This window comes from Bradyrhizobium sp. GW821-FHT13H05, from assembly GCF_058804065.1.
Map to the genome: position 1 here is coordinate 240,147 of NZ_JBXAPO010000008.1, position 19,854 is coordinate 260,000.

Here is a 19,854-nt window from a genome sequence, read left to right on the forward strand (position 1 = left end):
GCCCCGGCTCTGCTGCGCAGCGCGAAGCGGCGCGCAGCAGAGCCGGGGCCCATTGTGGCTTCCCGGGTCCCGGCTCTGCGAAGCGGCGCTACGCGCCGCTTCGCGTCCGGGACACGATCAGCCTCTTCCCTTGGTCGGGATCTTGTTGAACGGCACGTCCTTGTCGACCCTGATATCGCCGGGCAGGCCCAGCACCCGCTCGGCGATGATGTTGCGCATGATCTCGTCGGTGCCGCCCTCGACGCGCGTGCCGGGCGCACGCAGCAACATCGCCTGGAAACGGCCGGCGAGCTCGGCATCCTCGCCGCTGACCACGCCGCTCGCGCCCTGCAAGTCCAGCGCGTAGGTCGCGACATCCTGGATCATTGAGCCAGCCACCAGCTTGCCGATGGAGTTTTCCGGCCCCGGCCGCTCGCCCTTCGACAGCGCCGAGATCGCGCGCATGCTGGTGTATTTCAACCCGCTCGCCTTCACCGCCCAGTTCGCCAGCTTCGAACGCACCGCGCGATCCTCGATCGCCGGGCCGTCGTCGAGCATCGCACTGGAGCAATATTCGAACAGCTCCGGGAAGCCGGTCGAGACGGCCGCACCGATCGCGCTGCGTTCGTTCATCAGGGTAGTCAGCGAGACGTTCCAGCCGTCACCGACCTCGCCGAGGCGCTGATGATCGGGAATGTGGACATTGGTGAAATAGACCTCGTTGAAGTCGGAGGCGCCGCTCGCCTGCTTGATCGGCCTGACCTCCACGCCCGGGCTCTTCATGTCCAGGAAGAACATGGTGAGGCCCTTGTGCTTGGGCACAGTGGGATCGGTGCGCGTCAGCAAGATGCCGTAGTCGGAATAATGCGCGCCCGACGTCCAGATCTTCTGGCCGTTGATGACCCAGTCATCACCATCCTTTTCCGCGCGGGTACGCAACCCAGCAACATCCGAGCCGCCGGCGGGCTCGGAAAACAGCTGGCACCAGACTTTTTCGCCGGATGCGAGCGGCGGCAGATAGGTGCGCTTATGCTCTTCGCGCGCGAACGCCATCATGGTCGGCCCGCACATGCCGTGGCCGATGATAAACATGCGGGACAGCTGGCCGAACGGCCCCTCTTCCTGCTGCCAGATCACGCGCTCGATCGGCGACGAGCCGCGGCCGCCATACTCCTTCGGCCAGTGCAGACAGGCCCAGCCGGCATCGGCCTTCTTCTTCTGCCAGGCCTTTGCCACTTCTAGAATGTTGGCATTCCTGAGCTGGGTGCGGCCGAGCGAGGATTTGCGCAGCTCCTCCTCGTACTGCCTGGGCGCGTTCGCACCGATCCAGGCGCGGGCGGTGGCGCGGAATTCGGCTTCCTGCGGGGTGTCGTCGAAGTTCATGGTCTCATCTCTCGGTTCGTTCCCCGGACGCTGCGCAGCACGAAGTGATGCGCTGCAGATCCGGGGTCCATTGCGGCCCCTGGGTCCCGGCTCTGCTGCGCTACGCGCCGCGTCCGGGACACGTGCTGTGGCTTACGCCGCGTTCTTCTTGCGCATGCGGTCGATCAACTGGTCTTCCCAATAAGTGAGGCTGCCGAGCCCGAGCGCCATCGCATTGGCGCGGCGGTAGTACATGTGGCAGTCGAACTCCCAGGTGAAACCCATGCCGCCGTGAACCTGGATGTTGTTCTTGGCGCAGTGCTGGAACGCCTGCGTCGCGCTGATGCGCGCGGCGGCGGCGGCTTCCGGCAGTTCACCCGCGTTGGTCGAGAGCGCCCAGGCGCCGTAGTAGCTGTTGGAGCGCGCCAGCGTCGCCGACACATACATGTCCGCGAGCATGTGCTTGACCGCCTGGAACGAGCCGATCTGGCGGCCGAAGGCGATACGGTCAAGCGCGTAGTCGCGGCCCATCTCCAGCGCGCGGTCGGAGCCGCCGACCTGCTCGAAGGCGCACAGCACCGCGGCGCGGTCGAGCACCTGGGTTAAAATGCTCCAGCCTTCGCCGGTCGCGCCAAGCGGCTCAGCCTTAACGTCCTTGAAGGTGATCTCGGCCTGCCCACGGGTCGGATCGAGATTGGTAAGGCTCTTCACCGCGACGCCGCCGGCCTTGAGGTCGACCAGGAACAGCGAGATATCGCCGTCACGTCCACTCGAGCCCGTGCGCGCGGCGACCACCGCGAAGTCGGCGATGGCGCCGTCGGCGACCGGCTTCTTGACGCCGTTGAGCACGCCGTTCGCAGCCGTCAGCTTGACGTTCTTCGGCGCCGGATTGCCCTTGCCCTCGAACAGCGCCAGCGTGGCAATCGCGTCGCCCGAAGAGATGGCCGGCAGCCATTTCTTCTTTTGCGCGTCACTGCCGGCGATCAGCAGCGCTTCGGCCGCGAGATAGACGGTCGAGGAGAACGGCACCGGCGCGTTCGCCCGGCCCATCTCTTCCGCGATCACGCAGAGCTCGAGATGGCCGGCACCGGCGCCGCCGAATTCCTCGGGGATCGCAACGCCGAGAAAGCCCATTTCGGCGAGCCCCTTCCACAACTCCTTGTCATAGGGCGCCTTGCCGTCGAGCACGACGCGCACCGCCTTGGGCGAGCATTTTTCGGTGAGGAATTTGCGCGCCTGGTCGCGGAGCTGCTTCTGGTCGTCGGAGAAATCGAAGTTCATGGCGGCCTACCCTGTTATTGTCTGTCGCTTGAATTGATGCCGTCATTCCGGGGCGCCGCGTAGCGGCGAGCCCGGAATCCATATCCACCAGCCGGGGTTATGGATTCCGGACCTGGCCCTGCGGGCCATCCCGGAATGACGAATGGAGAGAGTGTCGTCTTCATTTCAGCACGATCACATCCTGATCCGGCTTGTCCGCGTAAAGCCGCTCGACGAGCGCGGCGCGACGCTCGAGGCCGGCGCGCTGGTTGATGTAGCCCTTGTCGGTGAGCTCGTTGCCGTCGATCGAGGGCGGCTCGGCCATCAGCATGGCGCGTGCGATGATGCGGCTGCTGGCGCCGCCACACTCTGTGTTGTGCGCTTCCAGCCCGCGCTTGAAGCAGGCGATCACATCGGGATGGGCCACAGCCTCGTCAAAGCTCAGATCGGGCTTACCGACAAGTTGGCGGCAGGCGTGCAGATTGGGCCATGCCAGCAGACCGATCGAACACTGATCCTGCCCCGCGACCAGCGCGTCGTGCACCACAGGCGTGGCGGCGGCGATGGCATCGGTACGCAGCGAGCCGACATGGACGAAGGTGCCGGTGGTGAGCTTGAAATCCTCGACCACACGGCCGGCGAAGATGATGCCTTTCACCGGATCGGCATCATCGACGAAAATGCCGGCATCACCGATGCAGTAAAAGCCCTCTTCGTCGAACATCTTCTTGGTGAGATCAGGCTGACCAAAATAGCCGGGCGTGACGTTGACACCGCGCAGGCGCAGCTCGTATTTCGAGCCACACGGCACCATCTTCAGTTCGACGCCGGGGAACGGCAGGCCGATCAGGCCGACGCGCTCGGTGTCCCAATAGGTACCGGTCGAGGTCGGCGAGGTCTCGGTCGAACCCCAGCCGGTGTAGAATACGATGCGCTCCCCGGTGGTCTTCACCGCCAGTACCTGCATGCGGTCGTAGAGGTCGTCGGGCAGCCGCGCGCCGCCATAGGCCATGATCGCGAGGTTCTTGAAGAACGAGCGGCACAGCGCGTCGTCCTTCTCCATGGCCGCCGCCAGCGCCGCATAGCCGGCCGGCACATTGGCGTAATAGGTCGGCGAAATCTCGCGCAGATTGCGCAGCGTCTCCTCGAACTGGCCCGGCATCGGCCGGCCATCGTCGATATAGAGCGTTGCCCCGTCGACCAGCACCGGATGAAACGCCGCATTGCCGCCCATGGTATGGTTCCACGGCATCCAGTCCAGCATGGTCGAGATCGGGCCACCGGGATCGCGCGGCCGGACCTGCATCATCATCGCCGCATTGGCGCACATCATCTCTTGCGTGTTGATGACGGCCTTGGGCATGCCGGTCGAGCCGGATGTGAACAGCAGCTTGCCGACGGTATCGGGCGTGATCTTCGCGATCGACGCCTCGACATCGGCCGTCACCGGCGTCGCTGCCAACTCGGCAAAGCTGACGCTCTTGATGCCGTCGCAGGGACGGACGACGTGAACGACGGTGACACCGGTGAGATCGAGCGCCTTGAGCGCCTTCTCGAAGGTCGGGCCGTCCTGCACCATCACCACGGCCGGCTTGATCAGGTCAAACAGGTACTTCAGCTTGACGTGATCGTGGCTCATCAGCGAGTAGGCCGGCGACACCGGCGCAGCCGGGACCCGCGCCTGCATCGCAGCCTGCGTCATCAGCGCGTGCTCGATCGAATTGCCCGAGAGAATCGTCACCGGGCGTCCCTCGATCTTGAGATCGAGCAGCGCCTGCGTCAGCGCATCGACGGTGCGCTTGGCCTCGCCATAGGACACCTTGCGCCATTCGCGGTTCGGACCGCCGCGCTGCGCCAGCCAGATGCGCTCGGGCGCTTCCTTCGCCCATTTCGCCAGCGAGGCCGGAAGGTGTTTCTCGTAAGCCTGCAGCGGAATGCGCGACTTCAGCACCACCGTGCCGTCGGCGCGCCGCTCGACGTCGATATCGCGCGCCAGCCACTCGACCTTGCGAAAGGCGGGCTTCGTCATCACCGCCGCCGCGCTTCCACTCATTTTGCGTCTCCCGGAATTATTGTCCTTTGCGGATCTTCGTGGTTCAGCGCTTGATATAGACAGGCTTTCGCTTCTCAAGGAAGGCCCTGATGCCTTCCGAAAATTCCTCGGAGCGGCTGCACAGGACCTGGTTGCGGTCCTCCATCGCGATCACCGCCTCCAGCGACCCTGCATCAACGCTCATGTTGAGACATTCCTTCGACAGGCGCAGCCCCACAGGCGAGGCCGTCATCATCGCATCGACATAGGACGCGGCGGCGGCATCGAGCTTGTCTTCGTCAACGACCTCCGAGACCAGCCCAACCGCGAGGGCGCGATCGGCCCCGATGAAACGTCCGGTCAGGATCAGCTCGGACGCCACAGAGACACCGACGAGCCGCGGCAGAAAGTAGCTGGTGCCGATGTCGCAGCCGCCGAGGCCGAGCTTGATGAAGGCACAGTTCATGCGCGCCGACTTCGTCGCGATGCGGATGTCGGAGGCAAGCGCCAGCGCGAAACCACCACCAGCCGCCGCGCCCTGCACCAGCGAGATGATCGGCTGCGGACAGCGCCGCATCAGCATCACGATGTCGGCGATGCGACGCTGCGAGTCCAATGACTCCGTGACGCCGGGCGGCTCCTGCTGCCCGGCACGGCGCGCCATCGCCGCCTTGAGATCGAGGCCCGCGCAAAAGTTCTTGCCGGCGCCCTTGAGCACCACGACGCGTGTGTCGCGGTTGCGCTGGAGGCCCTGGAAATAAACGTTGAGCGCGTCGATCAGCGCAGGATCAAGCGCGTTGAGGTGCTCGGGCCGATTGAGCGTCACCCGGTCGACGCCGTCGTCATGCTCGATCAGCAGCGGTTGGGACATGGGGCCTCGTGCTAGCCGCGGGTCGCGGCGCCGATTGCTGCGTCCTCTCCCCTTGTGGGAGAGGACATGTACATCGCTAGCCACATACTCGCTTGGGTGAGGGGTCTGTCTCCGCGGAGAGAACCCCTCATCCGGCGCTTCGCGCCACCTTCTCCCACATCCGCCTTCGCCTGAAGGCTTCGGCGGACAAGAGGGGAGAGGGGAAGAAGAGCCTACCGCGGCGCCATACGAATCGCGCCGTCGAGACGGATGGTCTCGCCGTTGAGCATCGCGTTCTCCACGATGTGCACCGCGAGCGCACCGTATTCCTTGGCATCGCCGAGACGCGAGGGATGTGGCACCTGGGCCCCTAAGCTCTTGCGGGCCTCCTCGTTCAGGCCCATCAGCAGCGGCGTGAAGAACAGGCCCGGCGCGATGGTGTTGACGCGGATCTTCTGGCTGGCGAGGTCGCGCGCGGCCGGCAGCGTGAGGCCGACGACGCCGCCCTTCGAGGCCGAATAGGCGATCTGACCGATCTGGCCCTCGTAAGCGGCAACCGAGGCCGTGTTGATGATGACACCACGCTCTTCACCGACCGGCTCGATGGTGACGAGGCGCTCGGCGAACAGGCGCAGACAGTTGAAGGTGCCGATCAGATTGACGTTGATGATGCGGGCGAACTTCGCCAGCGGATAGACGCCGTCCCTGCCTACGATACGCTGCGAGCCGCCGATGCCGGCGCAGTTCATCAGAACGCGCGCAACGCCGTGCGCGGCTTCCGCTTTCGCAATCGCGGCCTTGATGCCGTCTTCGTCGGTGACGTCGGCATGGAGCGCGACGCCCTTGACCTCGGCGGCGACCTTCTCGGCGTTGTCCTTGTTCTGGTCGATCACACCGATCTTGGCGCCCTTGGCCGCCATGGCGCGGGCGGTGGCTTCACCGAGGCCCGAACCACCGCCGGTGATCAGAACGGCTACGTCTTTCAATTCCATGATGGGTACCTTTCCTTGGGCGTTTCTTCTCTAGACTTGAGTGTGACGGCCGGATTATCCGGCCGCGACAGCTTCCCCGGCTTGCGCGAGGATGCCGCCGCAGATCAGCGTTTCCATGTGCTTGATGTATTGCCGGCAGACGTCATCGGTGACCGGACCGACGCCGGTCGCGCGAGACATCGCGTGCCGGCCGAAGAACAGGTGATCGCAGGCGCCGATCAGGCTGGTGTAGAACAGCACCGGATCGGTGGTGCGGAACTCGCCGCGACTGACGCCCTCGGCGAGCAGACGGCGGTGGAAGTCGAGCAGCGGCGCGACGAAGAACTTCGAGACTTCATCCGCGGAGCCGGCAACACTTTCGTGCAGGAGATAGTGGATCAGCCGGTTCATATAGGGGAACCGATGATAGGCGCGGATGATGCCGCCGATATGCAGCTTCAGCTTCGCGGTCGGCGTGATCGGCTGGGCCAGCAGATATTCGAGATTGGACAACTCGGTCCCGGCGTCGCGCTCGAGCAGCGCCAGCAGCAGGCCGTCCTTGTTGCCGAAATGATATTTGACCAGCGCGGCGTTGGCGCCGGACTTCTGAGCGATGTCGGAGAGCGAGATCTCGATCGAGGAGCGTTCGATCATCAACTCGCTGGCGGCCACGAGCAATTTCTCTGCCGTGGAATTTTTCCCGCTGGGGAGCCTGTTCGGTACGCTGGTAGCCACGGAGATCCCTGTTTTGGCCGCAAGAGCGGGCGCAGATAAGCCCAAGCAGCGCCTCATCACAAGAGTTAATTGATCGATTGACTAAACGACGTCTCGTCCCTTAAATCCGCCCCGACAACCCAACGCGATACAGAACAATCCAGGGAGAGACCGAAATGGCCGAGGCTTATATCGTCGCCGCTGCGCGTACCGCCGGCGGGCGCAAGGGGGGCCGCCTCGCCGGCTGGCATCCGGCCGATCTCGCCGCCAAGGTGCTGAACGAGCTGGTCGATCGCACCAAGGTCGATCCCGGTTTGGTCGAGGACGTGATCATGGGCTGCGTGATGCAGGTCGGCGAGCAGTCGAACAACGTCGCGCGCAACGCGATCATGGCCTCGAAGCTGCCGGAAAGCGTGCCGGGCACCTCGATCGACCGCCAGTGCGGCTCGTCGCAGCAGGCGCTGCACTTCGCGGCGCAGGCCGTGATGTCCGGCACGATGGACGTGGTGATCGCCGCCGGCGTGGAATCGATGACGCGCGTGCCGATGGGCCTGTCCTCGCAACTCCCGGCCAAGAACGGCTTTGGCAATTACAAGAGCCCGGGCATCGAGCACCGCTATCCGAACATCGTGTTCAGCCAGTTCACCGGCGCCGAGATGATGGCCGAGAAGTACGGCCTGTCGAAGGATGATCTCGACGAATATTCCTACAACAGCCATCAGCGCGCGATCGCGGCGACGCAGGCCGGCCATTTCAAGAAGGAGATCGTGCCGCTCGAGATCACCCGCGCCGACGGCTCCAAGGACACCCACCACATCGACGAGGGCATCCGCTTCGACGCCACGCTCGACGGCATCAAGGGCGTCAAGCTGATCGCCGAGAACGGCAAGCTCACCGCGGCCAGCGCCAGCCAGATCTGCGACGGCGCCTCCGGCGTCATGGTGGTGAACGAGCGCGGGCTCAAGCAGCTCGGCCTCACACCGCTCGCGCGCATTCATCACATGACCATGACCGGCGGCGACCCCGTCATCATGCTCGACGCGCCGCTGCATGCCACCAAGCGCGCGCTGGAGAAGGCCGGCATGAAGGTCGACGACATCGACCTGTTCGAGGTCAACGAGGCCTTCGCGTCGGTGCCGACCGGCTGGCTGAAGACCACCGGCGCTGACCCCGCCCGCCTCAACGTCAATGGCGGCGCCATCGCGCTCGGCCATCCGCTCGGCGGCTCCGGCACCAAGCTGATGACGACGCTGGTCCACGCCCTGCACCAGCGTGGCAAGCGCTACGGCCTGCAGACCATGTGCGAAGGCGGCGGCATGGCCAATGTGACGATCGTCGAACGACTGTAAGAAGAAAAGCGAACAACAAATGGCGAGTGGAGAGTGGTGACAGGGAGCGGCATCCGCCCCTGCCGCCATTCACCGCTCGCCTCTTTTTTGAGGAAGCGTCATGACCCACCCGTCCGTCCACGCCAAGACCACGCCCGACAAGAACGCCTACCAGATGGCCGGGACTGGCAAGGCAATCACCTATCGCGAGCTCGACGAGCTCTCGAACCAGGGCGCAAACCTGTTTCGCTCGCTCGGGCTGAAGGCCGGAGACCACGTCGCGCTGCTGATGGAGAACCGTCTCGCCTTCATGGAGATCTGCTGGGCGGCACAACGGAGCGGGCTCTATTACACCGCGATCAGCCGCTATCTGAAGCAGGACGAGATCGACTACATCATCGCCGATTGCGGCGCCAAGGTCGTCATCACCACGCCGAAATGCGCCGACCAGATCAAGGCTTTGATCAGGGGCAAGGCCGGCGAGCCGATCTTTTACATGGTTGACGAGCCGCTGCCCGGCTTCCGTTCCTACGACAAGGAAGCGGCTGCGCAGCCGACAACGCCAGTCGCGGACGAGGTGGCCGGCTACGACATGCTGTATTCATCGGGCACCACCGGGCGACCGAAGGGCATCAAGAAGGCGTTCGAGGGCAACAGGATCGACGTGCCGAATGCGTTCCTGCGCGTGCTCTGCGCCGATATGTGCGGCATGAATGCCGGAAGCACTTATTTGTCGCCGGCGCCACTCTATCACGCGGCTCCCTTGCGCTTCAACATGATGGCGATCGTGCTGGGCGGCACCTCGATCATCATGGAGCACTTTGACGCCGAAGAGTTCTTGAAGCTGGTCGAAAAATACAAGGTCACGCAATCGCAGCTGGTGCCGACCATGTTCGTGCGCATGCTGAAGCTGCCCGACGAGGTCCGCACGAAGTATGATGTCTCGACGCTGAAGGGCGCGATCCACGCCGCCGCGCCCTGCCCGGTCGACGTCAAGGCGAAGATGATCGAGTGGTGGGGGCCGATCCTGATCGAGTATTATGCTGGCTCGGAAGGCAACGGAGTCACCGTCTGCAACTCGAAAGAATGGCTGACGCATCGTGGCAGCGTCGGCCGCGCCGTGGTCGGCAAGATCAAGATTCTGGACGAGAACGACGACGAGCAGCCCGTTGGCGAAATCGGCACGGTCTACTTCGCCGATGCGCCTGTTTTCGCCTACCACAACGACCCCGAGAAGACGAAGAAGGCCTACAACGCCAAGGGCTGGTCGACCCTCGGCGATGTCGGCTATCTCGACAAGGACGGCTTTCTCTTTCTCACCGACCGCAAGTCCTACATGATCATCTCCGGCGGGGTGAACATCTACCCGCAGGAGACCGAGGACGTGCTGATCACCCACCCCGATGTCGCCGACGTCGCCGTGTTCGGCGTGCCGAACGATGAGATGGGCGAGGAGGTGAAGGCCGTGGTGCAGCCGCACGACATGACGCGTGCGGGCAAGGCGCTGGAAGCCGATTTGATCGCCTACTGCAAGGGCCGCCTCTCCGCCATCAAGTGCCCGCGCTCGATCGATTTCGAGGCCGAGCTGCCACGCACGCCGACGGGCAAGCTGGTGAAGCGGCACTTGCGCGACAAATATTGGCCGAAGACGGCGGCGAAGATATAGCGCCTCAATCAAACAGGCTCGGCGTGTGGTTGACCAGCGCGCCTTCGATTTCGAGCATCTTCAGCTTCGTCACCACGCCGCCATTCGCCGAGAAGCCGCCGGGCTTGTTGCCGGCCGCGAGCACGCGATGGCAGGGCACGACGATCGGGCACGGGTTGTGCCCCAGCGCCTGGCCGACGTCGCGCGACAGCTGGACGCCACCGAGGCGCTTGGCGATGTCGCCATAGGTCAGCGTCTTGCCCGGCGGGATGGCGCGGGCGATCTCGTAGACGCCGCGGTTGAAGTCGGGCACCCCATCAAGATCGAGCGGAATGTCGGTGAGGTCGTCAGGCTCGCCAGCGAGCAATTTGACGATGCGGTCGATCGCCTGCTGCACCTCGGCCGTCGGCTCTGCTTCGCTGGCGTCGGCGTGGCGCTGGCCGATGCGGGTGCGGATCTTGTCCTCGCCACCCATCGGAAGCTGCGTGCCGTTGATGCCGCGCGGGCCCCAGGCAATGGCGCAGAGGCCGATCCTGGTGTCGAACAGGGCGAAATGCTGGTCGGTCATGGCTTGGTTCCTGGCTGCGTCCTTGTCGCATGCCCCCATTGTGATCTCCGCTTAAATCTAGGCTTGGAAATAGTTGCGATCCACCCGGTTTCCGGGAATCTTGCACAGGAGTTCCGCCCCTCTTCCAGCGAGCCAACACTTCGAGAACCGAGAATGCAAAGCCTGCACGTCAACGGATACGACATGCCCTATCTCGACGTGGGCGAAGACCTGGGACGGCCGCCGCTGGTCTGCGTGCATGGCTCGCTCAATGATTTCCGGGTCTGGGGCTGCGTGCTCGGGCCGCTGACGCAGCGGCATCGGGTGATCGCTGTCAGCCTGCGGCACTTCTTCCCGGAAAAATGGGACGGCCTCAGTGACACCTATTCGATCGCCCAGCATGTCCAGGACGTCATCGCCTTCATCGAGACGCTCGACCTCGGGCCGGTCGATCTGATGGGCCATTCCCGTGGCGGGCACATCTGCTTTCGCGTGGCGCAAGCCCGCCCGGATCTGTTGCGGCGGCTCGTCCTGGCGGAGCCCGGCGGCGAGCTCGACGCGAGCCTTGATCCTGAATATGCCGGCGGCCCCTCGCCGCTGCTGGCGCGCTTCACCGCCTCGGCCGAGAAGATCGCGGCCGGCGATGTCGATGGCGGGCTCGCCGTGTTCGTCGACACGCTGGAAGGCGCCGGCACCTGGCCGCGGCTGCCGGCGATGGTGAAGCAGAATCTGCGCGACAACGCCACCACCCTGATCGGCCAGGTTCGCGACAACCGCCCGCCGTTCTCGAAGGCGGATGCGGAAGCGATCAGGATGCCGACGCTGTTCATCCTGGGTGCGCGGACCAAGGGCCTGCTGCCGAAGGTGCTGCATGCGCTCGCCGCGCATGTACCCTATTCGAAGACGGCGATCATCCCGAACGCGACGCATCCGATGTTCGAGCAGGCGCCGCAGAAATACTCCGAAGTCGTCCTGGACTTTCTGGCGAGCTGATCATGCAGACATTTCGCGTCAACGGTTATGACATGGCTTATCTCGAAGTCGGAGAGGGCCATCCGCTGGTCTGCGTGCACGGCACGCTCGGGGATTTCCGTACCTGGTATTCGGTGCTCGGCCCGCTGTCGAAGAGCCACCGCGTCATCGCGGTCAGCCTGCGGCACTTCTTCCCCGAGCATTGGGATGCCGTCGGCGACGACTACAAGATGGCGCAGCACGTCGCTGATGTGATCGCCTTCATCGAGCAGGTGAAGCCCGGGCCCATCGACCTGATGGGCCATTCGCGCGGCGGCCACATCGCCTTTCGCGTGGCGCAGGCACGGCCCGATCTGTTGCGCAAGCTGGTGCTGGCAGAACCCGGCGGCGATCTCGACGCCAGCCTTCCGGTGCCTGAAGGCACGCCCGCGCATCCGCCGCTCGCCGCGCGCACGGCACGCTCGGTCGAGATGATCCGTGCCGGCGACATCGAGGGCGCACTGCAGAACTTCTACGAGGGCATCGAAGGCGACGGCTCGTGGCGACGCGTGCCGGCGGCAGCCAAGCAGCAATTGCGCGACAACGCGCTGACCTTCCTCGGCCAGATCAACGAGCAGCGCAGGCCCTATACGCTCGCGGACACACAGGCGATCAAGACGCCGACGCTTGTGATCGGCGGCGGTGCGACAACGGGAAGCCTGTCGGTGATGTGGCGCGTGCTGGCCGAGCATATCGCAGGAGCCAGGACGGCGGTGATCGGGAATGCCGGCCACTGGATGTTCGAGCAGGCACCGCTGGAGTTCGGCGAGGTGGTGAGCGCGTTTCTGGCGGAGTAGGCGAGACGCATTTTCTCGAAAACAACCCCATGCACAGTAGGCGGCCCAAGCCATATCAATAGCTTAGCCGCTCCTCAAACGACGACGCGTCCGGTATCTAGGTAGTGCTTGACGCTCTTGGCCTCCCGCCGTATTCTCGAATACGGAATTCCGTATTCCCTTTCTCGGAGCTGCCGGTGTGATCCCTCTCGACCCGCTCCCGAACCTGATCGACCAGGTCTATGCGCGCATCCTGGAGGCGATCTCTGATCGTACGCTGCAGCCCGGCCAGCGCATCCGGCAGAACGAGCTCGCCGACAAGCTCGGCGTGTCGCGCCAGCCGGTGTCGCATGCGCTGCATCTGCTGCACCGGCAGGGGCTCGTCGCCGAGAGCGGCCGGCGCGGCTTTGAAGTCACCCAGCTCGATCCCGCGCGCATTCGCCAGCTCTACGAGGTGCGCGGCGCCATCGATGCACTCGCCGCCCGGCTCGCCGCGGAGCGTGCGGGCACTGACGCGGCAGGGCGCGCGCGGCTCGATGCCGCGCTCGCTGCGGGGCGCCGCATCGATCGGAACACGTCGCTTGCCGAGCTCATCACGCTCGACGTCGATTTTCACCGCGCCATCTATCAGCTCGCCGGCAACCCCGTGATCGAGGAGACCATCGCGCCGCAATGGCCGCATATGCGGCGTTCAATGGCGACGGTGCTGTCGGAGCTCGACTATCGCGGCAGCGCCTGGGCCGAGCATGCCGATATCGCCAAGCACATTCTCGCAGGTGACGCCAAGGCAGCCGAACGCGCGGCGCTGGCGCATGCGCAGACGGCGGGACGGATGACTGAGGAGAGATTGAGGGCGACGGACGAGGCGGCGGCGTAGCGACACGCGTACCCGCCGTCATTCCGGGGCACGCGAAGCGTGAGCCCGGAATCTCGAGGTTCCGGGTTCGATGCTGCGCATCGCCCCGGAACGACGAACAACAAAAATCAGAACAGGAGGACGACCCATGAAACTGTCCCAGGAGCAATTGGAGTTCTTCCACCGCGAGGGCTGGCTGTTTTTGCCAGAACTGTTTGCCCAAGAGGAGGTCGATTTGCTCGCGCGCGAGGCGGTCGGCATCTATGATGCCAACCGGCCTGAGGTCTGGCGGGAGAAGAGCGGCGCGCCGCGCACGGCCTTTGCCGCGCATCTCTACAACGAGGCCTTCCGCATTCTGGGTGCGCATCCGCGCATGATCGACCCCGTCGAGCAATTGTTCGGCGAGCCTGTGTACATGCACCAGTTCAAGATCAACGCGAAATCGGCCTTCACCGGCGATGTCTGGCAATGGCACCAGGATTACGGCACCTGGAAGCGCGACGACGGCATGCCGGAGCCGCGCGCGATGAACATCGCGATCTTCCTCGACGAGGTGATGCCGATCAACGGCCCCTTGATGCTGGTGCCGCAAAGCCAGCACGCCGGCGATCTCAAGGCCTCGCATGACCTCTCGACCACATCCTACCCGCTGTGGACGCTGGACGAGGACACGGTGACGCGTCTCGTCAAGCAGGGCGGCATCGTCGCACCGACCGGAAAGCCCGGCGGCATGCTGATGTTCCACGGCAATCTCGTGCACGGCTCCAGCGGCAACATCACGCCCTACCCGCGCAAGATCGTGTACCTGACGCTGAACGCGGTCTCGAACTACATCCGCACACCGACACGGCCGGAGTACATCGCGCATCGGGACTTTGCGCCGATCAAGACGGTGGAGGACGACGCTCTGGTGCGGCTCGCACGTGCGCCGCGGCAGGCGGCGGAGTAGGCAGGTCTCGTGCCCCGGACGCAGCGCAGCGCTTCTTCAGCGGTGCGCTGCAGAGCCGGGGCCCATGCTACACGGGTAGTTTCTCTCTGGGTCCCGGCTCTGCGAAGCAGCGTTGCCGGACGATGCTACGCATCGCCTAAGCTGCATCGCGTCCGGGACACGATCATTCCAGGACATCCACCATGAACCTCTTCCGTCTCCTCCAGGCCCGCGCGACCGCCGGCAAGCCTGTCCGTGTCGCGCTGATCGGTGCCGGCAAATTCGGCTCGATGTTTCTGGCACAGGTGCCGCACACGCCGGGGCTGGAGGTGCCCATCATCGTCGACATCGATCGCGACCGCGCGCGCGAGGCTTGCCGCACGGTCGGCTGGAGCGTCGAGCGGATCGCGGCCACCGTTTTCACCGACGACGGCGCCCGGGCGATCGCCGGCGGCGCGATGGATGTCGTCGTTGAAGCGACCGGCAATCCGGCCGTCGGCATCAAGCATGCGCGCGCGGCGATTGCGGCGGGCAAGCATGTCGTAATGGTCAATGTCGAGGCCGATGTGCTGGCGGGTCCCCTGCTCGCCGAGGAAGCGCGCAAGGCCGGCGTGGTCTATTCGCTCGCCTATGGCGATCAGCCGGCGCTGACGGCGGAGATGGTGGATTGGGCGCGCGCCACCGGTTTTCGCGTGGTTGCCGCCGGCAAGGGCACAAAATATCTGCCGGCCTATCACGACGTGACACCGGATGGTGTCTGGCAGCATTACGGCCTGACCGCGGGCGAAGCACAGTCCGCCGGCATGAATCCGCAGATGTTCAACTCCTTCCTCGACGGCACCAAATCGGCGATCGAGATGGCCGCAATCGCCAATGCCTGCGGGCTAGATGTACCCTCGGAGGGACTGCTGTTTCCGCCCTGCGGCGTCGACGATCTGCCGCACATCATGCGTCCGCGATCGCACGGCGGCGTGCTGGAGCGGTCCGGCGTCGTCGAAGTCGTCTCCTCGCTCGAGCGCGACGGAAGGCCGGTGTTTCGCGATCTGCGCTGGGGCGTCTATGTCGTGCTGGAGGCGCCGAACGACTATGCCGCCGACTGCTTCCGGCAGTACGGCCTGAAGACCGACGGCAGCGGACGCTTTGCCGCAATGTACAAGCCGTATCACCTGATCGGGCTCGAGCTGAACATCTCCATCCTGTCGGCCGCACTACGCGGCGAGCCGACCGGCCAGCCCTACGGCTTCCGCGGCGACGTCGCGTCCGTGGCGAAACGCGCCTTGCGCGCCGGCGAGATGCTGGACGGCGAAGGCGGCTATACGGTGTGGGGTAAACTGATGCCGGCAACCGCAAGCCTCAGGGCGGACGCACTGCCGATCGGTCTCGCGCACCGGCTGAAGCTGAAGCACGACGTCGCCCATGGCGAGATCGTGCGCTGGAGCGATGTCGAGTTCGACGCTGATAACGAGACGATCAGGATCCGCAAGGCGATGGAGGCGACGTTCGCGAAGGAGGGGTAGGCGTGGCCGCCTGCATCAGGCAGGCGCCACCACTCTGTCCCCGGCCAAAATGCCGACCTTTTGCCGTTTGAGCCCAACGTTTGAGCCGAAGATCAAATGCCGGGCACGAACGGACCGCAGAACCGGATCTGCCTGGGCCTGGAAGCGAACATGCCCTGATATTCATCATCCTGTTTGCGCGGGCTACAGAAACATGACGACAGCTGTAAGAAGCAATCGGATTGGATAGGATAGCGCCGTCGCTGTGATTTGCTCCTGGAAAGACGGATCGAGCGCAGGTCTTTGCAAGGGATGCACGCATGATGTTGAAGTCGGTAAGGGCGCTTTCGCTGCTTTGTACGATTGCTGTTGGGGCGACCTCTTCCATTGCGCAAGATGCACCTTTGACACTCAAGGCCGCCGGCAATGGCAGCACGTTTACGCCTTATGCCGAAGGCCTCGCCAGGTTCTTGATGTCCAAAAACATCAGCATCGAGGTCAAGCGCAGCTCCGGCTCGAACGAGAATCTTACAGCCGTCGATGAATCACCCACCACCCTGGGCACCGTGTTCATGGGATCAGCCTATGACGCGGTCAAGGGATCAGGTTGGGCGGCTGGCCATGAGCACAGGAACGTGCGCGCATTGTTTCCGATGTACGAAACATCATTCCAGATCGCGGCACTTCGCCAGCGTGGAATCTCTTCGCTATCGGATCTCGACGGCAAGACAGTTGGCGTCGGTCCAGCGAAGGGGCCGCCGGAGGTATTTTTTCGCGCGGCCGCCGAGATCGCGAAAATCAAACCCATCATCGTGACCGGGGATCCGGCCGAGCAGGCACAACAAGTGATAGACGGCAAGATCGATGCGCTTTGGCAGGGCGCGCGGGTGCCGATCGGTCCCCTGGCAACCATCGCCGACAAGGCCGATGCGGTTGTGTTCGGGCTGACGGAGAAGGAAGTTGCCGGCCTGATTGGCGTCTTGCCGCAGCTTTCGCCCGCCACCGTTCCGAGTGGGAGCTACAAAGGCCAGACGACAGAGATCAAAAGCGTCTCGGGGTGGAATTTTGTCGTGGCCAACAAGGATTTGCCCGACAATATGGCTTACGCCATCACCAAGGCCGTACTGACTGCCTCGGATCCGCAATCACAGATCTATTCCGGAGCTGACGGGACGCTCGCCAGGAATGCTCCTTACAACCGGGTTGTGCCATTTCATCCTGGTGCCCTGCGCTTCTACAAAGACGCAGGCATCCAGATCCCTTCACCCTGAGGCCGCGAGCGTAATGATCACGCGGCTTGCGGCGGGATAGCGCAACGACCTCGCAAGGCTCCGATGTGCCGAAGTGTCGCAACGCGGCGTTGCCGACGAGACCGGTCGCTCCGGCGACCACGACCTTTCTTGCCCGTCATGGGCGAGGCTCCCTTTTGCTATTGCCCAATTGAGTAGCAGTTCGCGGGCAATCCGGCTTGCGTCTGGCCCGCGTTCGCAACTGCGAGCGAGGCATAAGGCTTGATTATCGCAAGGCACCCGGTCATCCTCAGGCCGGAACCGCAACGCTCGGCTTCCAGCAAAAAAGAGCCCATCAGGGCCACTCGGAAACGCCAAACAATCTCAACAAGAGAACGTCGATCCTCCACGACGACAAGACGACACCAAGATCGTTCCCTGGTCGAAGCATCGACGCAATGGAAGGGGTACGCATGAAACGTCGTGATTTCCTGAAGGTGACAGGCGCTGGCCTGGCTGCAAGCACCGCCGTCGCCGCGCCCGCGATCGCGCAAGGCTCGCCCGAGGTCAGGTGGCGCTACGCCACGAGCTGGCCGAAGTCGCTCGATACGCTCTATGGCGGCGCCGAATATTTCACCAAGAAGGTCGCCGACATCACCGACAACAAATTCCAGATCCAGCCCTTTGCGGCGGGCGAGATCGTCCCCGGCCTGCAGGTGCTCGACGCCGTGTCGAACGGCACCGTCGAGATCGGCAATACCGCGCTCTATTACTACTGGGGCAAGAATCCTGCCTTCACCTTCGCCACCGCTCTGCCGTTCGGCTTGAACACGCGCCAGCAAATTTCATGGCTGCTGTGGGGCGGTGGACAGGAGCTCGTCAACGACCTCTTGAAGGAGCACAACGTCTACGGCATTCCGACAGGCGCCACCGGCGCCCAGATGGGCGGCTGGTTCAGGAAGGAGATCAAGTCAGTCGACGATCTCAAGGGCCTGAAGATGCGGATCGGCGGCTTTGCCGGCACGATCCTCGCCAAGCTCGGCTGCGTGCCGCAGCAGCTCGCCGGCGGTGACATCTATCCGGCACTGGAGAAGGGCACCATCGATGCGGCTGAGTGGGTCGGCCCCTATGACGACGAGAAGCTCGGCTTCGCCAAGGTCGCGAAGTACTATTACTATCCCGGCTGGTGGGAAGGCACGAGCCAGGGCCATAACATCATCAACCTGGACAAGTGGAATGCGCTGCCCAAGCACTACCAGGCGGCGGTCGATGCGGCGTCGCGCGACACCTTCACCTGGATCACCGGAAAATACGACGCACTGAACGCCCCGGCGCTGAAGCGTCTGATCGTGAACGGTGCGATCCTCAAGGGGTTTCCGCAGGAAGTGCTGGAGGCCTGCTACACCACGGCCAACGAGATCTATGCCGATCTTTCCAAGACCAATCCGCATTTCGGCAAGATGCATGCGAGCATGATGGCCTATCGCAATGATGCGCTGCCGTGGTTCCAGGTCGCGGAGCTCAGCTTCGACAGCTTCATGATGCGGATGCGGACGAAGACGTGAGGCGTTGAACGACGGGCGGCGAAACGATGAAGTCCCGGAGATGACGTCATCTCCGGGACTTCTTTGTTTGGGAATGAAGAGCGCCATCAGGCGAGCGCCCGAGCCGCTTCAAAGGTGTCATCGCCCGGCTCGACCGGGCGATCCAGTATTCCAAAGACCGGCGTTGAAGAGCGCGCTGTCACCACATCCGCCGCGGCGTACTGGATACCCCGGTCAAGCCGGGGCATGACAGCAGTGGGTTTGGCTCGCGTTTCAGGCGAGACCTTCGCAACTGCGAGCACTCAACGCCGCTTGATTATCCCTGGGCAAGCGATCATCCTGACTGACGGAACCGCAACGCACGGAATCCGCCAAGAGCCCTGAAGGGCCTTCAGACACATTCACATCGCCACAACATCACGTCGGTTACCGACGAAGCCAAGACGACACGAAGATCGTTCCCTTAGTCGAGCAATCGGCACAACGGAGGGATACGCATGAAACGTCGTGATTTCCTGAAAGTGACAGGCGCCGGTCTCGCGGCAAGCACCGCGGTTGCGGCACCGGCGATCGCACAGTCTTCACCGGAAATGAGGTGGCGGCTCGCGGCAAGCTGGCCCAAGGCGCTCGATACGCTCTACGGCGGCTGCGAATATTTCTGCAAGCGCGTCGCCGAGGCCACCGACAATAAATTCCAGATCCAGCCGTTCGCATCCGGCGAGATCGTCCCGGGCCTGCAGGTGCTCGATGCGGTGTCGAACGGCACGGTCGAGATGGGCAACACCGCGCTGTATTATTATTGGGGCAAGAACCCCGCCTTCACCTTCGGCACCTCGCTGCCGTTCGGGCTGAACACGCGCGCGCATATTTCGTGGCTGCTGTTCGGCGGCGGCACGGAGATGCTCAACGACCTCCTCAAGGAGTACAACACGGTCGGCATTCCAACCGGCTCGACCGGCGCCCAGATGGGCGGCTGGTTCCGGAAGGAGATCAAGTCGATGGAGGATTTCAAGGGATTGAAATTCCGCGTCGGCGGCTTCGCCGGCACGATCATCGCCAAGGTCGGCGGCGTGCCGCAACAGATCGCGGGCGGCGACATCTATCCAGCGCTGGAAAAAGGCACGATCGATGCGGCCGAGTGGGTCGGCCCTTATGACGACGAGAAGCTCGGCTTCGTGAAGGTCGCCAAATATTATTACTATCCGGGCTGGTGGGAAGGCACCGGCCAGGGCCATAACATCGTGAATCTCGACAAGTGGAATGCGTTGCCGAAGCACTATCAGTCCGTGATCGAGATGGCGTCACGCGACACCTTCACCTGGGTCA

The 19,854-nt window shown here is 63.8% G+C and carries 17 protein-coding genes (1 of these 17 cut by a window edge); 10 read left to right on the top strand and 7 right to left on the bottom strand.

What is annotated here, in order from left to right:
• Positions 1-117: 117 nt before the first annotated feature.
• From AC1RR3_RS24525 to AC1RR3_RS24550, 6 genes are all read right to left on the bottom strand, one after another.
• Entirely contained in the window at positions 118-1,362 is a 1,245-nt protein-coding gene (locus tag AC1RR3_RS24525; RefSeq protein ID WP_492825655.1) for an acyl-CoA dehydrogenase, read from the bottom strand.
• A gap of 132 nt (positions 1,363-1,494) precedes the next feature.
• Entirely contained in the window at positions 1,495-2,622 is a 1,128-nt protein-coding gene (locus AC1RR3_RS24530) for an acyl-CoA dehydrogenase family protein (protein WP_492825656.1), read from the bottom strand.
• Between the two features lie 160 nt (positions 2,623-2,782).
• Positions 2,783-4,654 carry an AMP-binding protein gene (locus tag AC1RR3_RS24535; RefSeq protein WP_492825657.1) on the bottom strand — a complete coding sequence of 624 codons (1,872 nt, stop codon included), beginning with the start codon at positions 4,652-4,654 and terminating at the stop codon, positions 2,783-2,785.
• A gap of 43 nt (positions 4,655-4,697) precedes the next feature.
• Entirely contained in the window at positions 4,698-5,504 is an 807-nt protein-coding gene (locus AC1RR3_RS24540; protein WP_492825658.1) for an enoyl-CoA hydratase/isomerase family protein, read from the bottom strand.
• A gap of 212 nt (positions 5,505-5,716) precedes the next feature.
• Positions 5,717-6,475 (bottom strand): SDR family NAD(P)-dependent oxidoreductase, encoded by a 759-nt coding sequence (locus AC1RR3_RS24545; protein WP_492825659.1) that lies wholly within the window; start codon positions 6,473-6,475, stop codon positions 5,717-5,719.
• Positions 6,476-6,529: 54 nt separating this feature from the next.
• On the bottom strand, positions 6,530-7,132 hold the full coding sequence (locus AC1RR3_RS24550) for a TetR family transcriptional regulator (protein ID WP_492825660.1): 603 nt from the start codon (positions 7,130-7,132) through the stop codon (positions 6,530-6,532).
• A gap of 212 nt (positions 7,133-7,344) precedes the next feature.
• On the opposite strand from AC1RR3_RS24550, the gene AC1RR3_RS24555 reads away from it, so the two are divergent.
• Complete coding sequence (locus AC1RR3_RS24555) at positions 7,345-8,517, top strand: acetyl-CoA C-acetyltransferase (RefSeq protein WP_492825661.1); 1,173 nt, start codon at positions 7,345-7,347, stop codon at positions 8,515-8,517.
• Between the two features lie 100 nt (positions 8,518-8,617).
• Positions 8,618-10,162: an acyl-CoA synthetase gene (locus AC1RR3_RS24560; protein WP_492825662.1), complete on the top strand. Its 1,545-nt coding sequence runs from the start codon at positions 8,618-8,620 to the stop codon at positions 10,160-10,162.
• A gap of 4 nt (positions 10,163-10,166) precedes the next feature.
• Here AC1RR3_RS24560 and AC1RR3_RS24565 read toward each other — a convergent pair whose 3' ends face one another.
• Positions 10,167-10,709, bottom strand: coding sequence for a methylated-DNA--[protein]-cysteine S-methyltransferase (locus AC1RR3_RS24565; protein WP_492825663.1), 543 nt, complete (start codon positions 10,707-10,709; stop codon positions 10,167-10,169).
• Positions 10,710-10,862: 153 nt separating this feature from the next.
• Between AC1RR3_RS24565 and AC1RR3_RS24570 the strand changes: the two genes are divergently transcribed.
• The 8 genes from AC1RR3_RS24570 to AC1RR3_RS24605 all read left to right on the top strand — a co-directional run.
• Positions 10,863-11,681, top strand: coding sequence for an alpha/beta fold hydrolase (locus AC1RR3_RS24570; protein WP_492825664.1), 819 nt, complete (start codon positions 10,863-10,865; stop codon positions 11,679-11,681).
• Positions 11,682-11,683: 2 nt separating this feature from the next.
• Positions 11,684-12,496 carry an alpha/beta fold hydrolase gene (locus AC1RR3_RS24575; RefSeq protein WP_492825665.1) on the top strand — a complete coding sequence of 271 codons (813 nt, stop codon included), beginning with the start codon at positions 11,684-11,686 and terminating at the stop codon, positions 12,494-12,496.
• A gap of 178 nt (positions 12,497-12,674) precedes the next feature.
• Complete coding sequence (locus AC1RR3_RS24580; RefSeq protein ID WP_492825666.1) at positions 12,675-13,352, top strand: GntR family transcriptional regulator; 678 nt, start codon at positions 12,675-12,677, stop codon at positions 13,350-13,352.
• A 127-nt stretch (positions 13,353-13,479) separates the two neighbouring features.
• Positions 13,480-14,280 carry a phytanoyl-CoA dioxygenase family protein gene (locus AC1RR3_RS24585; protein WP_492825667.1) on the top strand — a complete coding sequence of 267 codons (801 nt, stop codon included), beginning with the start codon at positions 13,480-13,482 and terminating at the stop codon, positions 14,278-14,280.
• Between the two features lie 182 nt (positions 14,281-14,462).
• Positions 14,463-15,776 carry an NAD(P)H-dependent oxidoreductase gene (locus AC1RR3_RS24590; protein ID WP_492825668.1) on the top strand — a complete coding sequence of 438 codons (1,314 nt, stop codon included), beginning with the start codon at positions 14,463-14,465 and terminating at the stop codon, positions 15,774-15,776.
• Positions 15,777-16,075: 299 nt separating this feature from the next.
• Positions 16,076-17,026 (top strand): TAXI family TRAP transporter solute-binding subunit, encoded by a 951-nt coding sequence (locus AC1RR3_RS24595; protein WP_492825669.1) that lies wholly within the window; start codon positions 16,076-16,078, stop codon positions 17,024-17,026.
• A gap of 431 nt (positions 17,027-17,457) precedes the next feature.
• Complete coding sequence (locus AC1RR3_RS24600) at positions 17,458-18,549, top strand: TRAP transporter substrate-binding protein (protein WP_492825670.1); 1,092 nt, start codon at positions 17,458-17,460, stop codon at positions 18,547-18,549.
• A 476-nt stretch (positions 18,550-19,025) separates the two neighbouring features.
• A protein-coding gene (locus tag AC1RR3_RS24605; RefSeq protein ID WP_492825671.1) for a TRAP transporter substrate-binding protein crosses the window boundary here: on the top strand, positions 19,026-19,854 show its 5' portion. Its footprint extends 263 nt past the window's final position; only the first 829 of its 1,092 coding nucleotides appear in the window; its start codon is at positions 19,026-19,028; its stop codon lies beyond the right edge, outside the window.

Coding starts and splice junctions, on each gene's coding strand:
- AC1RR3_RS24525 (WP_492825655.1), bottom strand. CDS start 1,362: ATGAACTTCGACGACACCCCGCAGGAAGCCGAATTCCGCGCCACCGCC.
- AC1RR3_RS24530 (WP_492825656.1), bottom strand. CDS start 2,622: ATGAACTTCGATTTCTCCGACGACCAGAAGCAGCTCCGCGACCAGGCG.
- AC1RR3_RS24535 (WP_492825657.1), bottom strand. CDS start 4,654: ATGAGTGGAAGCGCGGCGGCGGTGATGACGAAGCCCGCCTTTCGCAAG.
- AC1RR3_RS24540 (WP_492825658.1), bottom strand. CDS start 5,504: ATGTCCCAACCGCTGCTGATCGAGCATGACGACGGCGTCGACCGGGTG.
- AC1RR3_RS24545 (WP_492825659.1), bottom strand. CDS start 6,475: ATGGAATTGAAAGACGTAGCCGTTCTGATCACCGGCGGTGGTTCGGGC.
- AC1RR3_RS24555 (WP_492825661.1), top strand. CDS start 7,345: ATGGCCGAGGCTTATATCGTCGCCGCTGCGCGTACCGCCGGCGGGCGC.
- AC1RR3_RS24560 (WP_492825662.1), top strand. CDS start 8,618: ATGACCCACCCGTCCGTCCACGCCAAGACCACGCCCGACAAGAACGCC.
- AC1RR3_RS24565 (WP_492825663.1), bottom strand. CDS start 10,709: ATGACCGACCAGCATTTCGCCCTGTTCGACACCAGGATCGGCCTCTGC.
- AC1RR3_RS24570 (WP_492825664.1), top strand. CDS start 10,863: ATGCAAAGCCTGCACGTCAACGGATACGACATGCCCTATCTCGACGTG.
- AC1RR3_RS24575 (WP_492825665.1), top strand. CDS start 11,684: ATGCAGACATTTCGCGTCAACGGTTATGACATGGCTTATCTCGAAGTC.
- AC1RR3_RS24585 (WP_492825667.1), top strand. CDS start 13,480: ATGAAACTGTCCCAGGAGCAATTGGAGTTCTTCCACCGCGAGGGCTGG.
- AC1RR3_RS24590 (WP_492825668.1), top strand. CDS start 14,463: ATGAACCTCTTCCGTCTCCTCCAGGCCCGCGCGACCGCCGGCAAGCCT.
- AC1RR3_RS24595 (WP_492825669.1), top strand. CDS start 16,076: ATGATGTTGAAGTCGGTAAGGGCGCTTTCGCTGCTTTGTACGATTGCT.
- AC1RR3_RS24600 (WP_492825670.1), top strand. CDS start 17,458: ATGAAACGTCGTGATTTCCTGAAGGTGACAGGCGCTGGCCTGGCTGCA.